Below are 17,928 nucleotides of genomic sequence, written 5' to 3' on the forward strand. Positions count from 1 at the left end.
AAGAGGTGAGCATATGTTAAATATTTTAGTTTGTGATGATGATAAAGAAATTGTGGAAGCGATTGAGATTTATCTGATACAGGAAGGATACCATGTATACAAGGCGTATGACGGCGTGCAGGCGCTGGAGCTCCTGGAGAAGGAGGAGATCCATCTGCTGATCATGGATGTGATGATGCCGCGGCTGGACGGGATCCGGGCCACATTGAAGATCCGGGAGGAGAGCAGCATTCCGATTATTATCCTGTCAGCGAAATCCGAGGACACGGATAAGATCCTAGGGCTGAACATCGGGGCGGACGACTATGTGACGAAGCCCTTCAACCCGCTGGAACTGGTGGCCCGGGTGAAATCCCAGCTGCGTCGGTATACGAAGCTGGGCAACCTGCCTGCGGAGGACAGCCAGGTGTACCGCACCGGCGGCCTGATGGTGGATGATGACCGGAAGGAAGTGACGGTGGACGGGGAGCCGGTGAAGCTGACGCCCATGGAGTACAATATTTTGCTGCTGTTGATCCGCAACCAGGGAAAGGTGTTTTCCATCAACCAGATTTACGAGAGTATCTGGAATGAGGACGCCTACGGCGCGGAAAATACGGTGGCGGTGCATATCCGGCATATCCGGGAGAAGATCGAGATCAACCCCAAGGAGCCCCGGTATCTGAAAGTCGTATGGGGCATCGGCTATAAGCTGGAAAAGATCTGATCATCGCAGGCGCGGGATGAGGAGGAACAGGATGAAAAAAGAGAACAGAACAACGGCCATCTGGGTCTGCCGGGTGCTGGTGCATGTGGGCATTGCCGGGATCGTGTCGGGACTGCTTATGATCGGGTATTTTCTTTACAAAGGAAATTTCACCACGCTGAACAGTTCTTTTGAGGCAAGCCAGGGTTTTTACGATGCCTATGACACCATGATGACGTGGGCGGAGGATGCTATCTGGATCAAAAATAATGTGGCGCCAAACGGCACCATCGAGGAAGACCGGCTCATGGCTGTGGATTTTACGGCGGACAACGGAAACACGCTGACGCTGCATTATCGGCTGGGGGATATCAACCGCTGGTATATGAAGGGCGTGACGATTTTTGACGATCCCTATGCAGACTATGTGCAGCTCATGAAAGAAAAAGCGGACACGCAGGAAGCAGCAGATCAGGCCGAAGCCGGAGCGCAGGCAACGGACGGTGCGGCAGCAGAAGTCCAGGGAACAGACGGCACGGACGAGGCAGCATCTGGATCAGATGCGGAGGCGACAGATGCTTCCAGTGAAGCAGAGAGCTATACCTGGCTGGAGGAGGAGTACGCCCCGCAGGAATATGGCAGTCTGCTGGAGGCGGCGCTGAACAATGAACTGACGGTGTCAGAGACTTCTCAACTGAATCGGATCGTAAGGGATTTTATTGAGGATACCGGTGACCGGGTCAGTCAGTTTTACCAGAGAAAGGACCAGCTGGATCCGGCAAACACCAATTTCCGCTATTTTGCCCAGGATGAGGACGGCGGGATCTACACGAATATGGAGGGCATTTCCACAATAGAAGATGCCGAGGATGCAGTCATCAACCAGGCGGACATGATGTTTTACTGCTGGAATATGTCCAATGGTGCACAGCAGTACAATTTCCCGGAGGGCAGCTTCCATGAAAGCGCAGAAGGGGAAATGTGGCGCAGGAACTGGCTTTCCCGGACGGATCAGGGGGATGACTGGGCGGTCGTGACTGCCGTGGATACCACCTATTCGGCGGAAGATATTTTTTCTCTGGCGAGAAAAGAGCTGGACAGTGAACGGCCCCTGTTTGTGGTCGGCGTCGTATTTCTGGCGGTGGGCGGCCTGATGTACCTGATCTGCTTTTTGTATCTGACTGCCACCACAGGCTGGCAGCCGGAGGGCGATAGATACAGACTGTATTTCATTGATCGGGTGAATACGGAAGTGTCGATTGTCCTGTTTGGGGTGCTGGCACTGATCCTGCTGTGGGGAGACTATCTGGCCATCATTCTGGCAGAAGGACTTCTGTACAGACCCGGTGATATCGCATCGGCTGCGGTTGTGATTTCCGGAGCGGCGGTTGCGTCCAACCTGGGGCTCATGGGCGGATGGCTCAGCCTGGTGCGGCGGCTGAAAGCAGGACTTCTGTGGAAAAACAGCCTGTGCCGGAAGCTGTGTCTTTTCATAAAAGCGTGCTGGCAGGAGCGCACGATCACTCTGCGGACAGGACTGTGTTATGTGGGATTTCTGATTGCTCACTTCTTTGTATATCATGTGATGGACAGTTTCTGGCTGCTGCTGGTTCTGGATATTGCCGTAGGGGTATTCCTGCTCTGGCGGGCGATCCAGGAACAGCGGGTAAATCAGGGCATCCGGCGGATCACCGCCGGGGAAGTGGATTACAAGATCGACACCACCCATCTGCGGGGAGATTACCGGACGGAAGCCGAGGCGGTGAACCATATCGGGGAGGGCCTTTCCAACGCGGTGGAGAAGAGCCTGAAAAACGAGCGGCTGAAAACAGACCTGATCACCAATGTTTCTCACGACATCAAGACGCCGCTGACATCCATCATCAACTATGTGGATCTTTTAAAGCGGGAAAATATACAGGATGAGAAAGTCAGGGGCTACATTGATGTACTGGATAAGAAATCCCAGCGCCTGAAAAACCTGACGGAGGATCTGGTGGAGGCGTCCAAGATCAGTTCCGGCAATATCAAACTGGAGTTCATGCCCATTGACTTTGTGCAGCTGATCTGGCAGACCAACGGGGAATTCGAGGAAAAATTTGCCGCCAGAGGCTTAAATCTGGTGTGCAGCATTCCCGAGGGGTCCATTTATGTCATGGCGGATGGCCGGAGACTGTGGCGGGTGGTGGAAAACCTGTACAACAACACGGCGAAATACGCCCTCCAGGACAGCCGGGTATACGCAGACCTCAAGGCAGATGAAGAGCAGGTGGTATTTTCCCTGAAAAATATTTCCGAACAGCCGCTGAACATTTCGGCGGATGAGCTGACGGAACGGTTCGTGCGGGGAGACGTGTCCCGTACCACGGAAGGCAGCGGCCTTGGCCTGTCCATCGCCCAGAACCTGACGACATTACAGAAAGGAAAGTTTGAAATCTATCTGGACGGCGATCTGTTCCGGGTGACGCTGACATTCCCAAGAGTGAAAGCGGATTCATCTGAGAAAACAGAAGAAGCGGTTTCACAGGAAAATGGTGAGAATCAGGAGGTTATCATGGATGCCGGGGAAAAGGATGCGCACTGATGGTATATCTGTGGATAGGAGAGACGTACTACTTATGGGTGAAACTAATTATTTATAAGTAGAAACAGATGGTAAATAAGTAGAAAAACAGACAAAACTATCCAAAAGAATGCGGGGATTTTCAGCGGAAAAACGGGGAAAATCCTTGCATTCATTTTTATGTGTGGCTATAATGAGAACCAGAAAATATCTGTGTAAAGATCACAGAACATGCAGAAGCAATACGGGAGGAAATCATATGGTTACATTATCCAGGGGCGGTGCCTGGCTGCTGAACGGCACCGAGATCGTGGAAGAGGGACAGGAAGCTGCCCTGCAGGCAAAGCTTGGCGCAGTGCCTTCCAAGGAGGAAGCTGCACAGCAGACCATCGCCTACGGTATTTTGAAAGCACACAACACATCTGACAATATGGAGAAGCTGAAGCTGAAATTCGACAAGCTGACTTCTCATGACATTACCTTTGTGGGCATCATCCAGACAGCCCGGGCATCGGGACTGGAGCGGTTCCCCATCCCCTACGTGCTCACCAACTGCCACAACAGTCTGTGCGCGGTGGGCGGCACCATCAACGAGGATGACCACATGTTTGGCCTTTCCTGTGCAAAACGCTACGGCGGCGTCTATGTTCCGCCGCATCAGGCAGTCATCCATCAGTTTGCCAGAGAGATGCTGGCAGGCTGCGGCAAGATGATCCTCGGCTCCGACAGCCACACCCGTTACGGCGCGCTGGGTACCATGGCCATTGGCGAGGGCGGCGGCGAGCTGGTAAAACAGTTACTCTGTCAGACCTACGATGTGAATATGCCGGGTGTGGTGGGCGTGTATCTGAAAGGAGCGCCCCGCAAGGGTGTGGGCCCTCAGGACGTGGCGCTGGCCATCATCGGTGCGGTGTTTGCCAACGGCTATGTGAAAAATAAGGTGATGGAGTTCGTGGGCCCCGGCGTGGCTTCCTTGAGTGCCGATTTCCGGATCGGCGTGGACGTGATGACCACCGAGACCACCTGCCTGTCCTCCATCTGGAGAACCGATGAAAAAATCGAGGAATATTTTGACATTCACGGCCGCCGGGAGGAGTATGCAGAGCTGAACCCGGGGGCAGTGGCTTACTACGATGGCATGATCACCGTGGATTTGAGCGAAGTAAAGCCCATGATCGCCATGCCTTTCCACCCCAGCAACACGTACACCATCGAGGAATTAAAAGCGAACCTGATGGATATTCTGGAGGACTGCGAGAAAAAGGCAGCTGTCAGTCTGGACAATGCGGTGGATTTCACACTGAAAAATAAAGTACATAACGGAAAATTATATGTAGACCAGGGCATCATCGCAGGCTGTGCCGGCGGCGGATTTGAAAATATCTGTGACGCGGCGGATATCCTGCGGGGCAGAAGCATCGGCCCGGATGAGTTTACACTGAGCGTTTATCCGGCCAGCACGCCGATCTTTATGGAACTGGTGAAAAACGGTTCCGTAGCAGACCTTCTCGGCGCCGGTGCCGTGGTGAAAACCGCATTCTGCGGCCCCTGCTTTGGCGCGGGAGATACTCCGGCCAATAACGGCTTCTCCATCCGCCATTCTACAAGAAACTTCCCGAACCGGGAGGGCAGTAAGCTCCAGAGCGGCCAGATTGCTTCCGTGGCGCTTATGGATGCCCGTTCCATCGCGGCAACTGCGGCCAACAAGGGCTTCCTGACGGCAGCAGATGAGATGGATGTGGAATTCCGCGGCCCGAAATACTTCTTTGACAAGACCATTTATGAGAACCGGATTTTTGACAGCAAGGGCGTGGCAGATCCTTCCGTGGAGATCAAGTTCGGCCCCAACATCAAGGACTGGCCGGCCATGTCGGCACTGCCGGACAACCTGGTGCTCCAGGTCGTATCCGAGATCCACGATCCGGTGACCACCACCGACGAGCTGATCCCCTCCGGCGAGACATCCTCCTACCGTTCCAACCCTCTGGGACTGGCAGAGTTCACTCTGTCCAGAAAAGATCCGGAGTATGTGGGCCGGGCAAAGGCCATCCAGAAAGCTCAGAAAGCTGTGGAGGCAGGCACCTGTCCGCTGGAAGCCGTGGAAGACCTGAAAGCAGTTATGGCTGCGGTGCAGAAGGATTACCCGAACGTGGGCAAGGGCAATGTGGGCTTCGGCTCTACGATTTTTGCCGTGAAGCCGGGTGACGGCTCCGCCAGAGAGCAGGCGGCTTCCTGTCAGAAGGTACTGGGCGGCTGGGCCAACATCGCCAACGAATATGCCACCAAGCGGTACCGCTCCAACCTGATCAACTGGGGCATGCTGCCCTTCGTCATTGATGCGGGAGAGCTGCCGTTCCACAATCTGGACTACCTGTTTATTCCGGATGTCCGCACAGCCATTGCGGACAAGAAGGCGGAGATTCCGGCTTATGTAGTGAAAGGCGGTGCGCTGGCACCTTTCACCCTGCGCATGGGCGAGCTCACCGATGACGAGCGGGAGATCATTCTGAAAGGATGTCTGATCAATTACAATCGTCGGTAATTTTGGATAAATAAGGTAAAAATTCCCCGGAGTGCTTTGTATAGTGCTGCCGGGGAGTTTTTGTTGTAGGTTTTTCTGATGATTCTGGGAAAATCTGTCAGACAGTGGGAGAAAACTGTGAAATTTTCCCCGGCAGTAGACATTCTGTGGGGAAAGGCGTACAATGAGGAAAGATATTGACAGCATTTGTGCGGAGGATATGCATGTCTGAAAGAGAGAGAGAGCTGCACAGAAGGCGTCGCCGGAGGCGCAAAGGGAAGCGCCGCCGGAGAAGAATGGGGGCAGGCGACATCCTGTTTGCTTCCTTCCAGGTATTCTTGGGGATCCTTCTGATCGGCTGTATGGTTATTTTTTATCAAAAATTCGGTGTCCGGATCGTGGAGCTCTACCAGGAGGCGAAGGCCAAGGTGGAGGCTTCTGACGAGTCCGTGTTCTGGTCATCCCAGACGACGCTGGTGTACGACGACAGCGATAACGTGATCCAGACACTGAAAGGCGACAAGGATGTCTACTATCTGAAATCCGCGGAGATTCCGGATTACGTAAAGCAGGCCTTTGTCAGCATCGAGGACAAGCGGTTTTACAAACATAAGGGCTTTGACATGAAGGCCATTTTCCGGGCGGTGGTATCGCTGGTGCGCAAGCAGGCCATCACCCAGGGCGGCAGCACCATCACCCAGCAGCTGAGCCGGAATATTTTCCTGTCTCATACGGTGCGCTGGGAGCGGAAGGTGGAAGAAATCTTCATTGCCATGCAGCTGGAGAAGAAGTATTCCAAGGAGCAGATCCTGGAATATTACATCAACAATATTTACTATTCCAACGGCTATTACGGCATCGAGGCGGCCAGCCGGGGGTATTTTGGCAAGAGTGTCTCGGAGCTGGATCTGTCTCAGATTGCTCTGCTCTGTGCGATCCCCAACAGCCCGGGCCGCTATGACCCGCGGACGAATCTTTCCGAGACGCTGAAACGGCGGGATCGGATCCTGGATGAGATGGAGGAGGACAGTGTCATTGACAGCGCTACCTGTCAGAGTGCCAAGGCCGAGGATATTGTGCTGGCGGATACGAAGACGGAGAATGTCAGCAACTATATGCAGTCCTTTGCGACCAACTGTGCGGTGAAGGAGCTGATGAAGCTGCAGGGATTCACCTTCCAGTATGAATTTTCCAGCGATGCACAGCGGGCAACCTATGATGAGGAATATGCCCAGGTGTATGAGGAATGCCACAATCTGCTGGTGACCGGTGGTTACCGGGTATACACCTCCCTGAACGAGCAGAAGCAGGAGGTGCTGCAGCAGGCAGTGGATGAGACGCTGATCGATTTTGTGAACCATGGAACGGACGGCGTGTATGCCATGCAGGGTGCGGCAGCCTGCATCGACAATGCCACGGGTGAAGTGGTGGCCGTGGTGGGTGGCCGGAGCCAGGACGATGTGACCAGCAGCCTGAACCGGGCGTACCAGAGCAGCCGTCAGCCCGGCAGTACCATTAAACCGCTGGTGGTGTATGCACCGGCGCTGGAGGGCAGCTATACGGCAGATACTGTCATTGATGATCACAAATTTGAGGGCGGCCCGGAAAATGCGGGCGGCGTCTATTATGGAAATGTGACGCTGCGGCGGGCGGTGGAGAAATCACTGAACACCGTGGCCTGGCAGGTATTTGAGAAGGTCGGTGTGGAAAACGGCCTGAAACGGCTGTATGAGATGGAGTTTGCCAAGATCGTGGACGCTGATAAGCAGCTGTCCACCTCCCTGGGCGGCCTGACCAAGGGCACCAACGTGGTGGAGATGGCTTCCGGCTATGCAACACTGGCCAACGAAGGGCAGTTCCGGACCCCTACATGCATCGTGAAGATCACAGATGCCTTTGGCAACCTTCTGGTGGATAACACCGGTGCAGAGACGGTACAGGTGTACACGGGCAATGCAGCCAGAACTATGACCGATATTCTGGAAGGCGTCATGAAGAGCGGTACCGGCAGCCGCCTTTCCCTGAATGACATGCCATCTGCCGGTAAAACCGGTACGACCAACGACAACAAGGACGGCTGGTTTGTGGGCTATACCGCGTACTATACCACTGCTGTCTGGGCCGGCTGTGACCAGGTGCGTGCGCTGAATGGCCTGTCGGGATCCTCCTATCCAGGTACCATCTGGAATCAGTTCATGGAGACGATCCATCAGGGGCTGGAGAAAAAACAACTGAATGATTAAGGCAGAGAGTCGTATGCAGAACCGGAAAGGAAAGCGTACGGCTCTTTTTCTGCTCATTTGCTGGCGCTTTAATATTCAAGTGAACTGTTAAAAATATAAAATTAGGATTGACAGAATATAAAACTGGTATTATAATCCATATTAACATGATAGGAAAAATGGGAAAGGTATAGAAAGTAGGAAATAGACATGAACAGGAAAACAGGACTGGAAAACACCATCATGAATATGTGTTGTTGTATGCAGATCGCAGCGATGTGCAGCTCTTGTTGTACACAGATGATGAATGATTTCCATCCGGGCCGGTTGATGCATGTTTCCTGACAGAGACAGGAAAGAACAGAGAAGAACGACGACAGAGCGGCCATAGGAGGAAATCCCATGGCCATTTTTTATACGATAGAAAATACGCGTATACGCGGCAGCGAGCGTGAAAGGAGCAGCTTATGGATCAGATCGAACGAAAGATCGTACAGCACATTGAGGAAAACCGGGAACAGATCCTTGCCTTTGCGGATGATATTTATCATCATGCGGAGCTGGGCTATAAGGAGTTTCGGACCAGTGAAAAATTTGCCAGTATTATGAAGCAGCATCTGTCCCATGTGGACGAGCACCTGGCGGTGACCGGTGTGAAGGCTTACCTGAATGAGGATCGGAAGGAGCAGTTTTCCCTGGCGCTGCTGGGAGAGATGGACGCATTGAAGATACCCAATCACATTTACGCGGTGCCGGAGACGGGCGCGGCCCACTGCTGCGGGCATCACGCACAGCTGGCCGGTGTGGTGGGTGCCATGCTGGCGCTGACAGATCCGGAGATCGCGGACAAGCTGGACGGACAGGTGATCTTCTTCGCCACTCCTGCCGAGGAGTACGGGGAAGTGGAGTTTAAGAAAAGCCTCATGCAGGAAGGCAAGATCCAGTACGGCGGCGGCAAATGTGAGCTGATCCGCATCGGTGCTTTCGATGATGTGGATGCCGGCATCGCCCATCACATCCGGGAGGAGGGCATCCTGGCCGGAAAGGGCAGCGGCAACGGCTTCGTTTCCAAGGTCATCACCATTCACGGAAAAGCAGCTCACGCGGCGTTCCGACCGGAAAAGGGCGTGAATGCCCTGTCTGCGGCTTCCCTGGGATTACAGGCACTGGCGCTGAACCGGGAGACTTTCCGGGATGAGGATTGTGTGCGGGTACATCCCATTATGACAAAGGGCGGCGATCTGGTGAATGTGGTGCCGGAGGAGGCGGTCATTGAGACGCTGGTGCGGGGCAAAACGCTGGAAGCCTTTGCGGATGCCGCGGAAAAGACCGACCGTTCCTTCCGGGCCGGGGCACTGGCCATGGGAGCCGGCATTGCAATAGAGACCATGCCGGGATATCTGCCTGCCATTTATCAGGAGTATCCGGAAGAACTGACGGAGGCACTGGAAGAGCTGGCAGAGGGGCGCCCGGTGGAGCGGGTAAAACCCGGAACCCATACCGGCGGTTCCACCGATGTGGGAGATGTCCAGCATCTGCTGCCGGTGTACACCTTCCATACCGGGGGCATGTCCGGTGGCCGCCATCAGAGCGATTTCGGCATTGTGGATGAGGAAGAAGCATACATCCTCACCGCCAAGGTTTTCGCAGTCAGTGCTTACCGGATGCTGAAGGACGGCGCGGCGCTGGCAAAACAGCTGAAAAAAGAATACCATCCGGTATTTGCATCCAAAGAGGAATACATCGCATTTATGGATCAGTTCCGTGTGGTGAAGGAGGAAAATTATGGAAACAGGAGCCTATGAGTATCGGGAGAATGCCCCGGAGGAAGAAAAGAAACGGTGGAAGGAACGGTATGAGAAGCTTTCCGAGCCGGTAGAGCGGCGGCAGATGGTATACGAGATCCGAAAGGCAGCCAGACAGTTCGCCATGCTGTACTTCCATTTCTGTAAAACCCTGTATGATACCTTCGGCTTGGAGCGGACGAAGGAGCTGGTACGGCAGACCATCTTTGAACTGGCCGTTGACCGTTCCGACGAGATGCGGGCCAAAGCCAGGGCAGAGGGCGTCTGTTTTGACACGGTGAAGGATTTCCGTTCCGTCACCGACCTTCCCAAATGCGGCTGGATCCCGGAATGGGGAGCTGACCACTGTCCCTACGGCCAGGTATGGCGGGAATATGCGAAAGAATATCCCTGGTTCCTGGAGCTGGCGCCTTACTACTGTGATGTGATCGACACCACAACGATAGAAAATTTCAGCCGTCACCTTTCCCACCGGCTGGTACAGAATGTGATCATCAGCGGGGAAAGCTGTGAAAGAGAATATTTCGAGAGCGAGAAGGTCAGAGAGGGGGCGTTTACCTATGGCAGCAAAAACGACTGACGCAAAGCAGAAGAAATCAAAGATAAACGGCATTCTGATCCTGCAGATCGCGACGGTTGTGGCACTCCTTCTGTGGATGGAGATTTCCGTCACCACAGGAAGAGTCAGCAAGGTATTCATGGCGGCGCCCAGCGGCATCGTAGAGGAAGCGGTAAAAATCATTGCCAATGGAACCCTGCAGCCCCATCTGCTTGTGACCCTGGAGGAGGTGGCGGTGGGATATGTGCTGGCCGGTGTGGTGGGTGTGGCTCTGGCGCTCCTGTGGACGCTGTTTCCCAAAACGGAAGCCTACGGCAGCGTGTTCTGCTCCGCCATCATGGCTATCCCCAAGACGGCTATCCTGCCCATCCTGGTACTCTGGTTCGGCATCGGCTTCCAGTCCAAGGTCGTTCTGATCTTCCTGTTTTCGGTATTTCAGATCCTGTACAATACGCTGACCGGCGCCAAGCAGTGTAAAGAAGAATATTTAAAGGTGGCGCGGGTGTTTCGGGCGTCCCGGGTACAGACCGTGTTCGGTGTTATTTTACCGGCAGCCCTGCCTTCTATGTTCAACGGATTCCGGATCGCAGCGGCTACAGCCATGACCGGCGTGGTCTTTTCGGAAATGCAGTCAGCCAAGGGCGGACTTGGGTATCTTTTGCGGGAATCCCAGGAGCTGTTAAACACCTCCCGGATGTTTTTTCTGATCATCCTGGTGACCTTGATTTCCGTATTACTGACAAAGCTTGTGACAGCGGTGGAATACATGATCTGCCATCGCTGGAGAAAAGTATAAAAACACATTGAGAGGAGAAAAGAAGATGAAAAAATTTGCAGCCCTTTTACTGACAGCAGCACTGACCACGGCGGTGTTTACCGGATGCGGCGCATCCACATCCACAGACGGAACAGCGGCAGACACAAAGACAGACAGCGCACAGGCTGGCGATGCGTCCGCAGATACGGACGCTGCCGCAGAGACATCGGATGGAAGCGAGGAGCCCATCACCTTAAAGGTCAGCTTTACCACCGGCATGACCGGCGCGGTGAACAGCTTTGCCATCGAGAAAGGCTTCTATAAGGATCTGGGTATCGAGTTCGAGCAGGTTTCCAGACCGGATTACAACGAACTGCTCTCCCTCATTTCCAGAGGCGAGATCGACATTGCGGACGGCGATCCCAGCACCTTTATCCCGGCGATCTACAACGGCGTTCCGGCAAAAATGGTCGGTAACCTGTGGCGGTATGCAGGCTGCTACTGGCTCATTGCCAACAATGACATCAAGGATTTCTCCGATCTGAAAGGAAAAACCATCGGAAGCTGCGCAGCATCCGGCGGCCTGCGTCTCTCTGTGCTGAAAATGCTGGAAGCCAACGGTATTTCCGAGGATGAGGTAACCCTGGTTGCTAATGGCAAACACCAGACCGCTTACGCGACCCTGACCTCCGGCGAGGTAGATGCCACCATCATCCACAACCCTTACGCCGCACTGGCAGAGGCAGAGGGAACCGGCCACATTCTCGGACGTGCCTGGGACTACATCCCGGATTACTACACCGGCACCATCGTTGCTTCTGATCGGATCATCAAGGAAGAGCCGGAGAAGCTGCAGCGTTTCCTGAATGCCTACTATGAAGTGCATGAGAAAGTGAAAAACGAGTATTTCGACGAGTTCATCACCTGGCTGGCACAGCAGATGGATGTTTCTGAGGATGTGATGCGCAAAGCCGTAGAGGATGAGATCGACGTATGGTCTGATTATCCGGTGATCCCTGAGGATCGTGTGGAAAAGACCGTAGAGTATCTGAAAGAGTACGGCTGGCTGGATGAAAATGTACAGGCAGAGGGTACTTACACCAACGAGTTTGCCGAGAAAGCGGCAGAGACACTGGGACTGACAGACCCGGCAGAAAAATAAGCATCTGACCGGACAGAAAGGAGATATGCAGGATGCCTTCGATAACGATTCGCAATCTGACCAAACAATATAACGGAGAGGACGGACAGGCGGTAACGGCGCTGGATCACATTGATCTGCACATCAAGGACGGAGAGTTTGTGTGCATTGTGGGCCCCTCCGGCTGCGGCAAGAGCACCATGCTGGAAATTGTGGCAGGCCTGCTGGAAAAAAGCGGCGGCGAGGTGCTGCTGGATGACGAACCGGTCACCGGACCCAGCCGGGATATCGGTGTGGTATTTCAGGATGCGTCCCTGTATCCGTGGAAAACGGTGAAGAAAAATATCGCTTTCGGCATGGATATCTCGAAGGTACCCAAGGCAGAGCAGGAAGAGCGGCTGAAAAAATATATCCATCTGATGAACCTGGACGGTTTTGAGAGCAAATACCCGGCTCAGCTGTCCGGCGGTATGCGGCAGCGGGCGGGCATCGCCAGAGCGCTGGTGATGAACCCAAAGGTCATCCTCATGGACGAGCCTTTCAGCGCCGTGGATCATCTGACGCGGACGACCCTGCAGGACGAGCTGGTGCGCATCCGCCAGGAGGAAAAGAAAACCATTCTTTTCGTGACCCACGACATCAACGAGGCTGTGTATCTGGCAGACCGGGTCATTCTCTTAAGCCCGCGCCCCAGCCGGATCCAGGAGGAGTACGAGGTCAACGCGCCCCATCCCCGCAGCAGAAACGACCGCTACCTGGTGGATCTGGCGGCCCGGATCGTGACTGACATCGGCAGAGGCGCTTCCGAGAAAGAGAATGTGGAGTACTTTATTTAGGATTGCGGGAGTGGGCAGCACGGAGCAATCCTCAGGTATCATGGATGAAAGCAATGATATTTAATATTGACTAGGAGGAAAACAATGTTTCGAGATACGAGTATGGATTACCTTACCTTAGAGGAGATCCAGGAGATCAAAAACAACAATCAGAAACTGACAGACGAGGATTTCCTGGCCATGGATGAATCGGAATTCCGTGCCAGAGTCCGGGAGAGAAGCCATCACTCTCTGGAGATCCAGATGTACCATGCAGCATACAGAAATGAGAAATTAAAGGCTTCCCAGGCAGATTATGTGAAACATCTGCTGGAGCTGTGGAGAAAGAGAGGGCTGGGCACAGACCTGCCGGAGTACAAGTACGCCAGCTTCCTCATCGAGTCTGCGGACAAGCTTTCCAGAGGAGAAGCGGTGGATCTGTCTCCCTACAAGCCGAAGACGGTAACGCCCCAGATGGAGGAGGATTTCTTCACCATCGTAAAGGAGCGCCGTTCCGTCAGAGAGTTTACGGATCAGGAAGTGCCGGATGAGCTGATCGACAAGGTGCTGGAGGCCGGTCTGTGGGCAGCTCACGGCTGCAATGTACAGTCTGTCCGCTACATTGTGGTGCGGGAGAAAAACGAACCCGGTTTATTCCGGGGCAGCGATGTGCCCGGCGGCCCGGTGCATCTGATCGTATTACAGGATATGCGCTGCTACCGTGCCAATTCCTTTACCCCGGTGAGAAACCAACTGCTGGATGCAGGCGCAGCCGGACAGAATATGGTACTGGCGGCCCATGCCGTAGGACTGGAAAGCGTATGGCTGACCTTCCGCAACAAGGAGTTCAGCGACCGGTTAAGAGCCCGTTTCAATCTGCCGGAGTACATGCGTCTCGTGACCTATGTGGATGTGGGATACGGCGATCAGACCCCTTACCCGCCGCTTCGCTGGGATGTGAAGGACACGGTTCTGGGAAGATATTAAAACTTTTTACTATAGCTTTTTCCTATATCCCATAATAGAATATTCTGATTATTCAGAGATTTTTTTTGGTGATAAAATGACATGTATGAAAACGAATAAAACCTATAGGAGAGATATAGTATGAATAGAGGACGCAATACCCGATGTCTTCATCTGGAAGAAACAGAGGGAAAAACAGAAAACTATGGTGCGATCAGCTACCCCATTTATCAGACAGCAACGTATGCACACCCCGGTGTCGGAGAAAGTACAGGATATGATTACAGCAGATTACAGAATCCTACCAGAGAACAGTTAGAGAAGGTGGTTGCCAGCCTGGAGGGTGGCATCGATGCGTTTGCGCTTTCCAGCGGAATGGCTGCCATTACCTTGCTGATGGAGATCTTTCGGCCTGGGGATCATTTTGTCGTTGAAGCAGATTTATATGGCGGCAGTATCCGATTATTTGACAATGTTTCCAAAAAGAACAACTATGAATTTACCTATCTGGACTGTTCCAGGGACGATATCGAAAGCGCGATCCGGGAGAATACGAAAGCCATTTACATTGAGACACCGACCAATCCCATGATGCATGTATCGGATATTGCGGCCATTGCAGAGATTGCCAGGAAGCATCAGATCCTCCTGATCGTGGATAACACCTTCCTGTCTCCGTATTTTCAGAATCCGTTAAAGCTGGGCGCAGATGTCGTGATCCACAGTGGCACAAAGTTTTTGGGCGGACACAATGACACCCTGGCCGGATTCCTTGTGACAAACAACGGGGAGATACAGGAGAAGCTGCGGTTCCTGATCAAGACCACGGGAGCGGGGCTGGCGCCCTTTGACAGCTGGCTGCTTCTTCGGGGGATCAAGACCCTTGGCATCCGCATGGAGCGATCCCAGGAGAATGCGATAAAAATTGCGAACTGGCTGAAAGCGCAGCGCGTTGTGAAACAGGTGTATTACCCGGGGCTGCCGGAACATCCCGGATATACGGTGATGAAAAAACAGGCAAGCGGTTTTGGCTCCATGCTCACCTTCGATGTGGATACGAAAGCGCATGCCTTACAGATTCTGGAACGTGTAAGGATGATCAAATTTGCAGAGAGCCTGGGAGGCGTAGAAACACTGATCACGTATCCGACGACCCAGACCCATGCGGATGTGCCGGAGGATGTCCGTCTGAAAAACGGAATTACCCCCTGTACCCTCCGGTTATCTGTTGGAATCGAAGATATTGAGGATCTGCTGGCCGAGTTATCGGATGTATTTCAGTCGCTGGAATAGCATGCGATCTGGAAAAATGCATGGCGGATGAAACGAACGGGAAAGGATGAATGGAAATGCCGGAAAGAAATTTAAATTTTGATGAGATCATCGAGCGGAAAGGAACCGACTGTTTAAAATATGATTTTGCCGTAAAAAGAGGCAAGCCGGAGGATGTGTTGCCTTTTTGGGTGGCAGATATGGATTTTCGGACAACTTCCTATGTGGAGGATGCGCTGATCGAACGAGCGAAGCATGGGATTTTTGGATACAGCGAATCTCAGGAGGATTATTTTCATGCGATCGCAGGATGGATGCACAGACGCCATCACTGGGATGTGGAACCGGACTGGCTGATCAAAACGCCGGGCGTGGTATTTGCACTTGCCATGGCGGTAAAAGCCTTTACGGAAGCGGGAGACTGCGTGCTCATTCAGCAGCCGGTGTACTATCCGTTTTCCGAGGTGATCCAGGATAACGGACGAGTCGTTGTCAGCAATGATCTGTATCTGGGAACAGACAATCGCTATCATATGGACCTGGAAGATTTCGAGCAGAAAATCGTGGAGCATCATGTGAAGCTGTTTCTTCTGTGCAATCCCCATAATCCCTCCGGAAGAGTATTTACGAGGGAAGAACTGACCGGAATGGGAGAGATCTGTCTGAAGCATGGGGTCACGGTGGTCTGTGACGAGATCCACAATGATTTTGTGTTCCAGGGAGAGCACACCGTGTTTGCTTCTATTAAGAAAGAATATGCGGATATCTCTGTCACCTGTACCTCGCCGAGCAAAACCTTCAACCTGGCAAGTATGCTGATCTCCAACATCTTTATCCCCAATGAAAAGTTGAGACAGAGATTCCAGCATGAAGTGAATGCAGCCGGCATCAGTCAGTTGAGCGTATTGGGGCTGGTTGCTACCCAGGCCGCATATGAGCATGGCGATGAATGGTATGAGAAAATGATGGCTTATGTGAAGTCGAATATTGACTATGCAAGAAACTATGTGGAAGAATATCTGCCGGGGGTAAAGATGATCAATGGCGAAGGCACCTATCTGGTCTGGCTGGATTTCCGGGGAACTGGTATCGAAACAGAAGAATTGGATCGCCGGATCATATACGATGCGAAGCTGTGGCTGGACAGCGGAAAAATCTTTGGAAAAACAGGAGAGGGATTCCAGCGGATCAACGTGGCTGCGCCGAGAAAAACAGTGACAGAATGTTTTGAGAGGATTCGGAAAATTTTATAATGAATTGAAAAGCAAATAAGAGGATGTCCTGTAAAAAGGGCATCCTCTTTTCGTGCTGTATAGACTCCTGAATACGCTGCCAGTGGCAGGTTTTCCAGGATTTATTTTCCTTATGAAGCTTAGAAATCCATGGTGCCGTTGCGGTACTGGGTCAGGCGCTTCTGGATACGGTCACTGGGATCCAGAAGACCGCTGATGGAAGCATCATGATTCAGCGTGTCGATGATGTAAGCAATGTATTTGCTCATGTCACAGCTGATGTAGTAAGGCTTCTCCAGCAGCTCCGGTGTCTGATATACCAGGTTGGTGGTCAGCACGCGGGTGATATAGCCTTCCTCATAAGCCTTGTCAAATTTCTCCAGACCGTTGGTGAACAGACCGAAAGTGGAGAAGATAAAGATGCGGTTGGCTTTGCGGCGTTTCAGTTCGGAAGCAACTTCCAGAACGCTGTCACCGGAAGAGATCATATCGTCAATGATGATCAGATCCTTGCCTGTTACATCCGTACCCAGGAACTCATGGGCAACGATGGGGTTGCGGCCATTGACAATCTTCGTGTAGTCTCTTCTCTTATAGAACATACCCATGTCCAGACCAAGAACGTTGGCAACGTAGATGGCACGTCCCATACCGCCTTCATCCGGGCTGATGACCATCATGTGGTCGCTGTCGATCTTAAGATCCGGAATGTTGCGAAGAAGACCCTTGATAAACTGGTAAGCAGGCTGTACAGTCTCAAATCCGTTGATCGGGATCGCATTCTGTACCCGCGGGTCATGGGCATCGAAGGTGATAATGTTGTTGACACCCATATCGATGAGCTCCTGCAGTGCCAGTGCACAGTCCAGGGATTCCCGGCCGCTGCGCTTGTGCTGACGGCTCTCATAGAGGAACGGCATGATAACAGTGATGCTTTTGGCCTTGCCGCCCACTGCCGCAATGATTCTCTTCAGATCCTGATAATGGTCATCCGGAGACATATGGTTTGTCTGGCCGCACAGGGAATAGGTCAGGCTGTAATTGCATACGTCAACCATCAGATACAGGTCATAGCCGCGGACAGATTCACCGAGAACGCCCTTGGCCTCGCCGCTTCCGAATCGGGGAACACGCGCGGAAATAATGTAGTTATCTCTCTGATAACCTTCGAAAACGATATTGGCATGATGCTCGTTCTCTCTTTCATTTCTCCACTCAACGAGATAGTTGTTGACCTTCTCGCCGAGTTCCTTGCAGCTGGCAAGGGGAATGATGCCGAGTTTGCCTACAGGAATGGTTTCCAGATTTCTGGTTTCTTCATTAGACATTGGTTTTCTCCTCCGTTGTGATGATGAACATAATTAATTATACTATAGCACAAATCAAAACG

At 52.8% G+C, this 17,928-nt stretch carries 13 protein-coding genes; 12 read left to right on the forward strand and 1 reads right to left on the reverse strand.

The genetic code is table 11. The features are described 5' to 3' along the window. Positions 1-13 precede the first annotated feature (13 nt). The 12 genes from RJD28_02820 (at position 14) to RJD28_02875 (ending at position 16,559) form a co-directional block, all read left to right on the forward strand. Positions 14-706 (forward strand): response regulator transcription factor, encoded by a 693-nt coding sequence (locus RJD28_02820; protein WNV58486.1) that lies wholly within the window; start codon positions 14-16, stop codon positions 704-706. A gap of 31 nt (positions 707-737) precedes the next feature. After that, complete coding sequence (locus RJD28_02825) at positions 738-3,269, forward strand: HAMP domain-containing sensor histidine kinase (GenBank protein ID WNV58487.1); 2,532 nt, start codon at positions 738-740, stop codon at positions 3,267-3,269. A 238-nt stretch (positions 3,270-3,507) separates the two neighbouring features. Beyond that, the gene (locus RJD28_02830) at positions 3,508-5,790 is read left to right on the forward strand and encodes a hydratase (protein ID WNV58488.1); all 2,283 of its coding nucleotides are present in this window, start codon (positions 3,508-3,510) and stop codon (positions 5,788-5,790) included. Between the two features lie 203 nt (positions 5,791-5,993). After that, entirely contained in the window at positions 5,994-8,012 is a 2,019-nt protein-coding gene (locus RJD28_02835) for a PBP1A family penicillin-binding protein (protein WNV58489.1), read from the forward strand. 446 nt (positions 8,013-8,458) lie between these two features. Next, positions 8,459-9,796, forward strand: a complete 1,338-nt coding sequence (locus tag RJD28_02840) for an amidohydrolase (GenBank protein ID WNV58490.1) — start codon at positions 8,459-8,461, stop codon at positions 9,794-9,796. Continuing rightward, entirely contained in the window at positions 9,777-10,376 is a 600-nt protein-coding gene (locus tag RJD28_02845) for a hypothetical protein (protein ID WNV58491.1), read from the forward strand. The genes RJD28_02840 and RJD28_02845 overlap by 20 nt, the downstream gene beginning before the upstream one ends. Further along, the gene (locus RJD28_02850) at positions 10,357-11,151 is read left to right on the forward strand and encodes an ABC transporter permease (protein ID WNV58492.1); all 795 of its coding nucleotides are present in this window, start codon (positions 10,357-10,359) and stop codon (positions 11,149-11,151) included. The genes RJD28_02845 and RJD28_02850 overlap by 20 nt, the downstream gene beginning before the upstream one ends. Before the next feature lie 25 nt (positions 11,152-11,176). Then, positions 11,177-12,274: an ABC transporter substrate-binding protein gene (locus RJD28_02855; protein ID WNV58493.1), complete on the forward strand. Its 1,098-nt coding sequence runs from the start codon at positions 11,177-11,179 to the stop codon at positions 12,272-12,274. A 32-nt stretch (positions 12,275-12,306) separates the two neighbouring features. Continuing rightward, a complete protein-coding gene (locus RJD28_02860; GenBank protein ID WNV58494.1) occupies positions 12,307-13,089 on the forward strand; it encodes an ABC transporter ATP-binding protein in 783 nt (260 codons plus the stop codon). 84 nt (positions 13,090-13,173) lie between these two features. Next, a complete protein-coding gene (locus RJD28_02865) occupies positions 13,174-14,055 on the forward strand; it encodes a nitroreductase family protein (GenBank protein ID WNV58495.1) in 882 nt (293 codons plus the stop codon). Between the two features lie 120 nt (positions 14,056-14,175). Continuing rightward, complete coding sequence (locus RJD28_02870; GenBank protein WNV58496.1) at positions 14,176-15,327, forward strand: PLP-dependent aspartate aminotransferase family protein; 1,152 nt, start codon at positions 14,176-14,178, stop codon at positions 15,325-15,327. Positions 15,328-15,383: 56 nt separating this feature from the next. Beyond that, a complete protein-coding gene (locus tag RJD28_02875) occupies positions 15,384-16,559 on the forward strand; it encodes a MalY/PatB family protein (GenBank protein ID WNV58497.1) in 1,176 nt (391 codons plus the stop codon). 119 nt (positions 16,560-16,678) lie between these two features. Here RJD28_02875 and RJD28_02880 read toward each other — a convergent pair whose 3' ends face one another. Then, positions 16,679-17,866 (reverse strand): ribose-phosphate pyrophosphokinase, encoded by a 1,188-nt coding sequence (locus RJD28_02880; protein WNV58498.1) that lies wholly within the window; start codon positions 17,864-17,866, stop codon positions 16,679-16,681. Between the last annotated feature and the right edge of the window lie 62 nt (positions 17,867-17,928).

The sequence above is a fragment of the Oscillospiraceae bacterium NTUH-002-81 genome (assembly GCA_032620915.1).
Lineage (GTDB): Bacteria > Bacillota > Clostridia > Lachnospirales > Lachnospiraceae > JAGTTR01.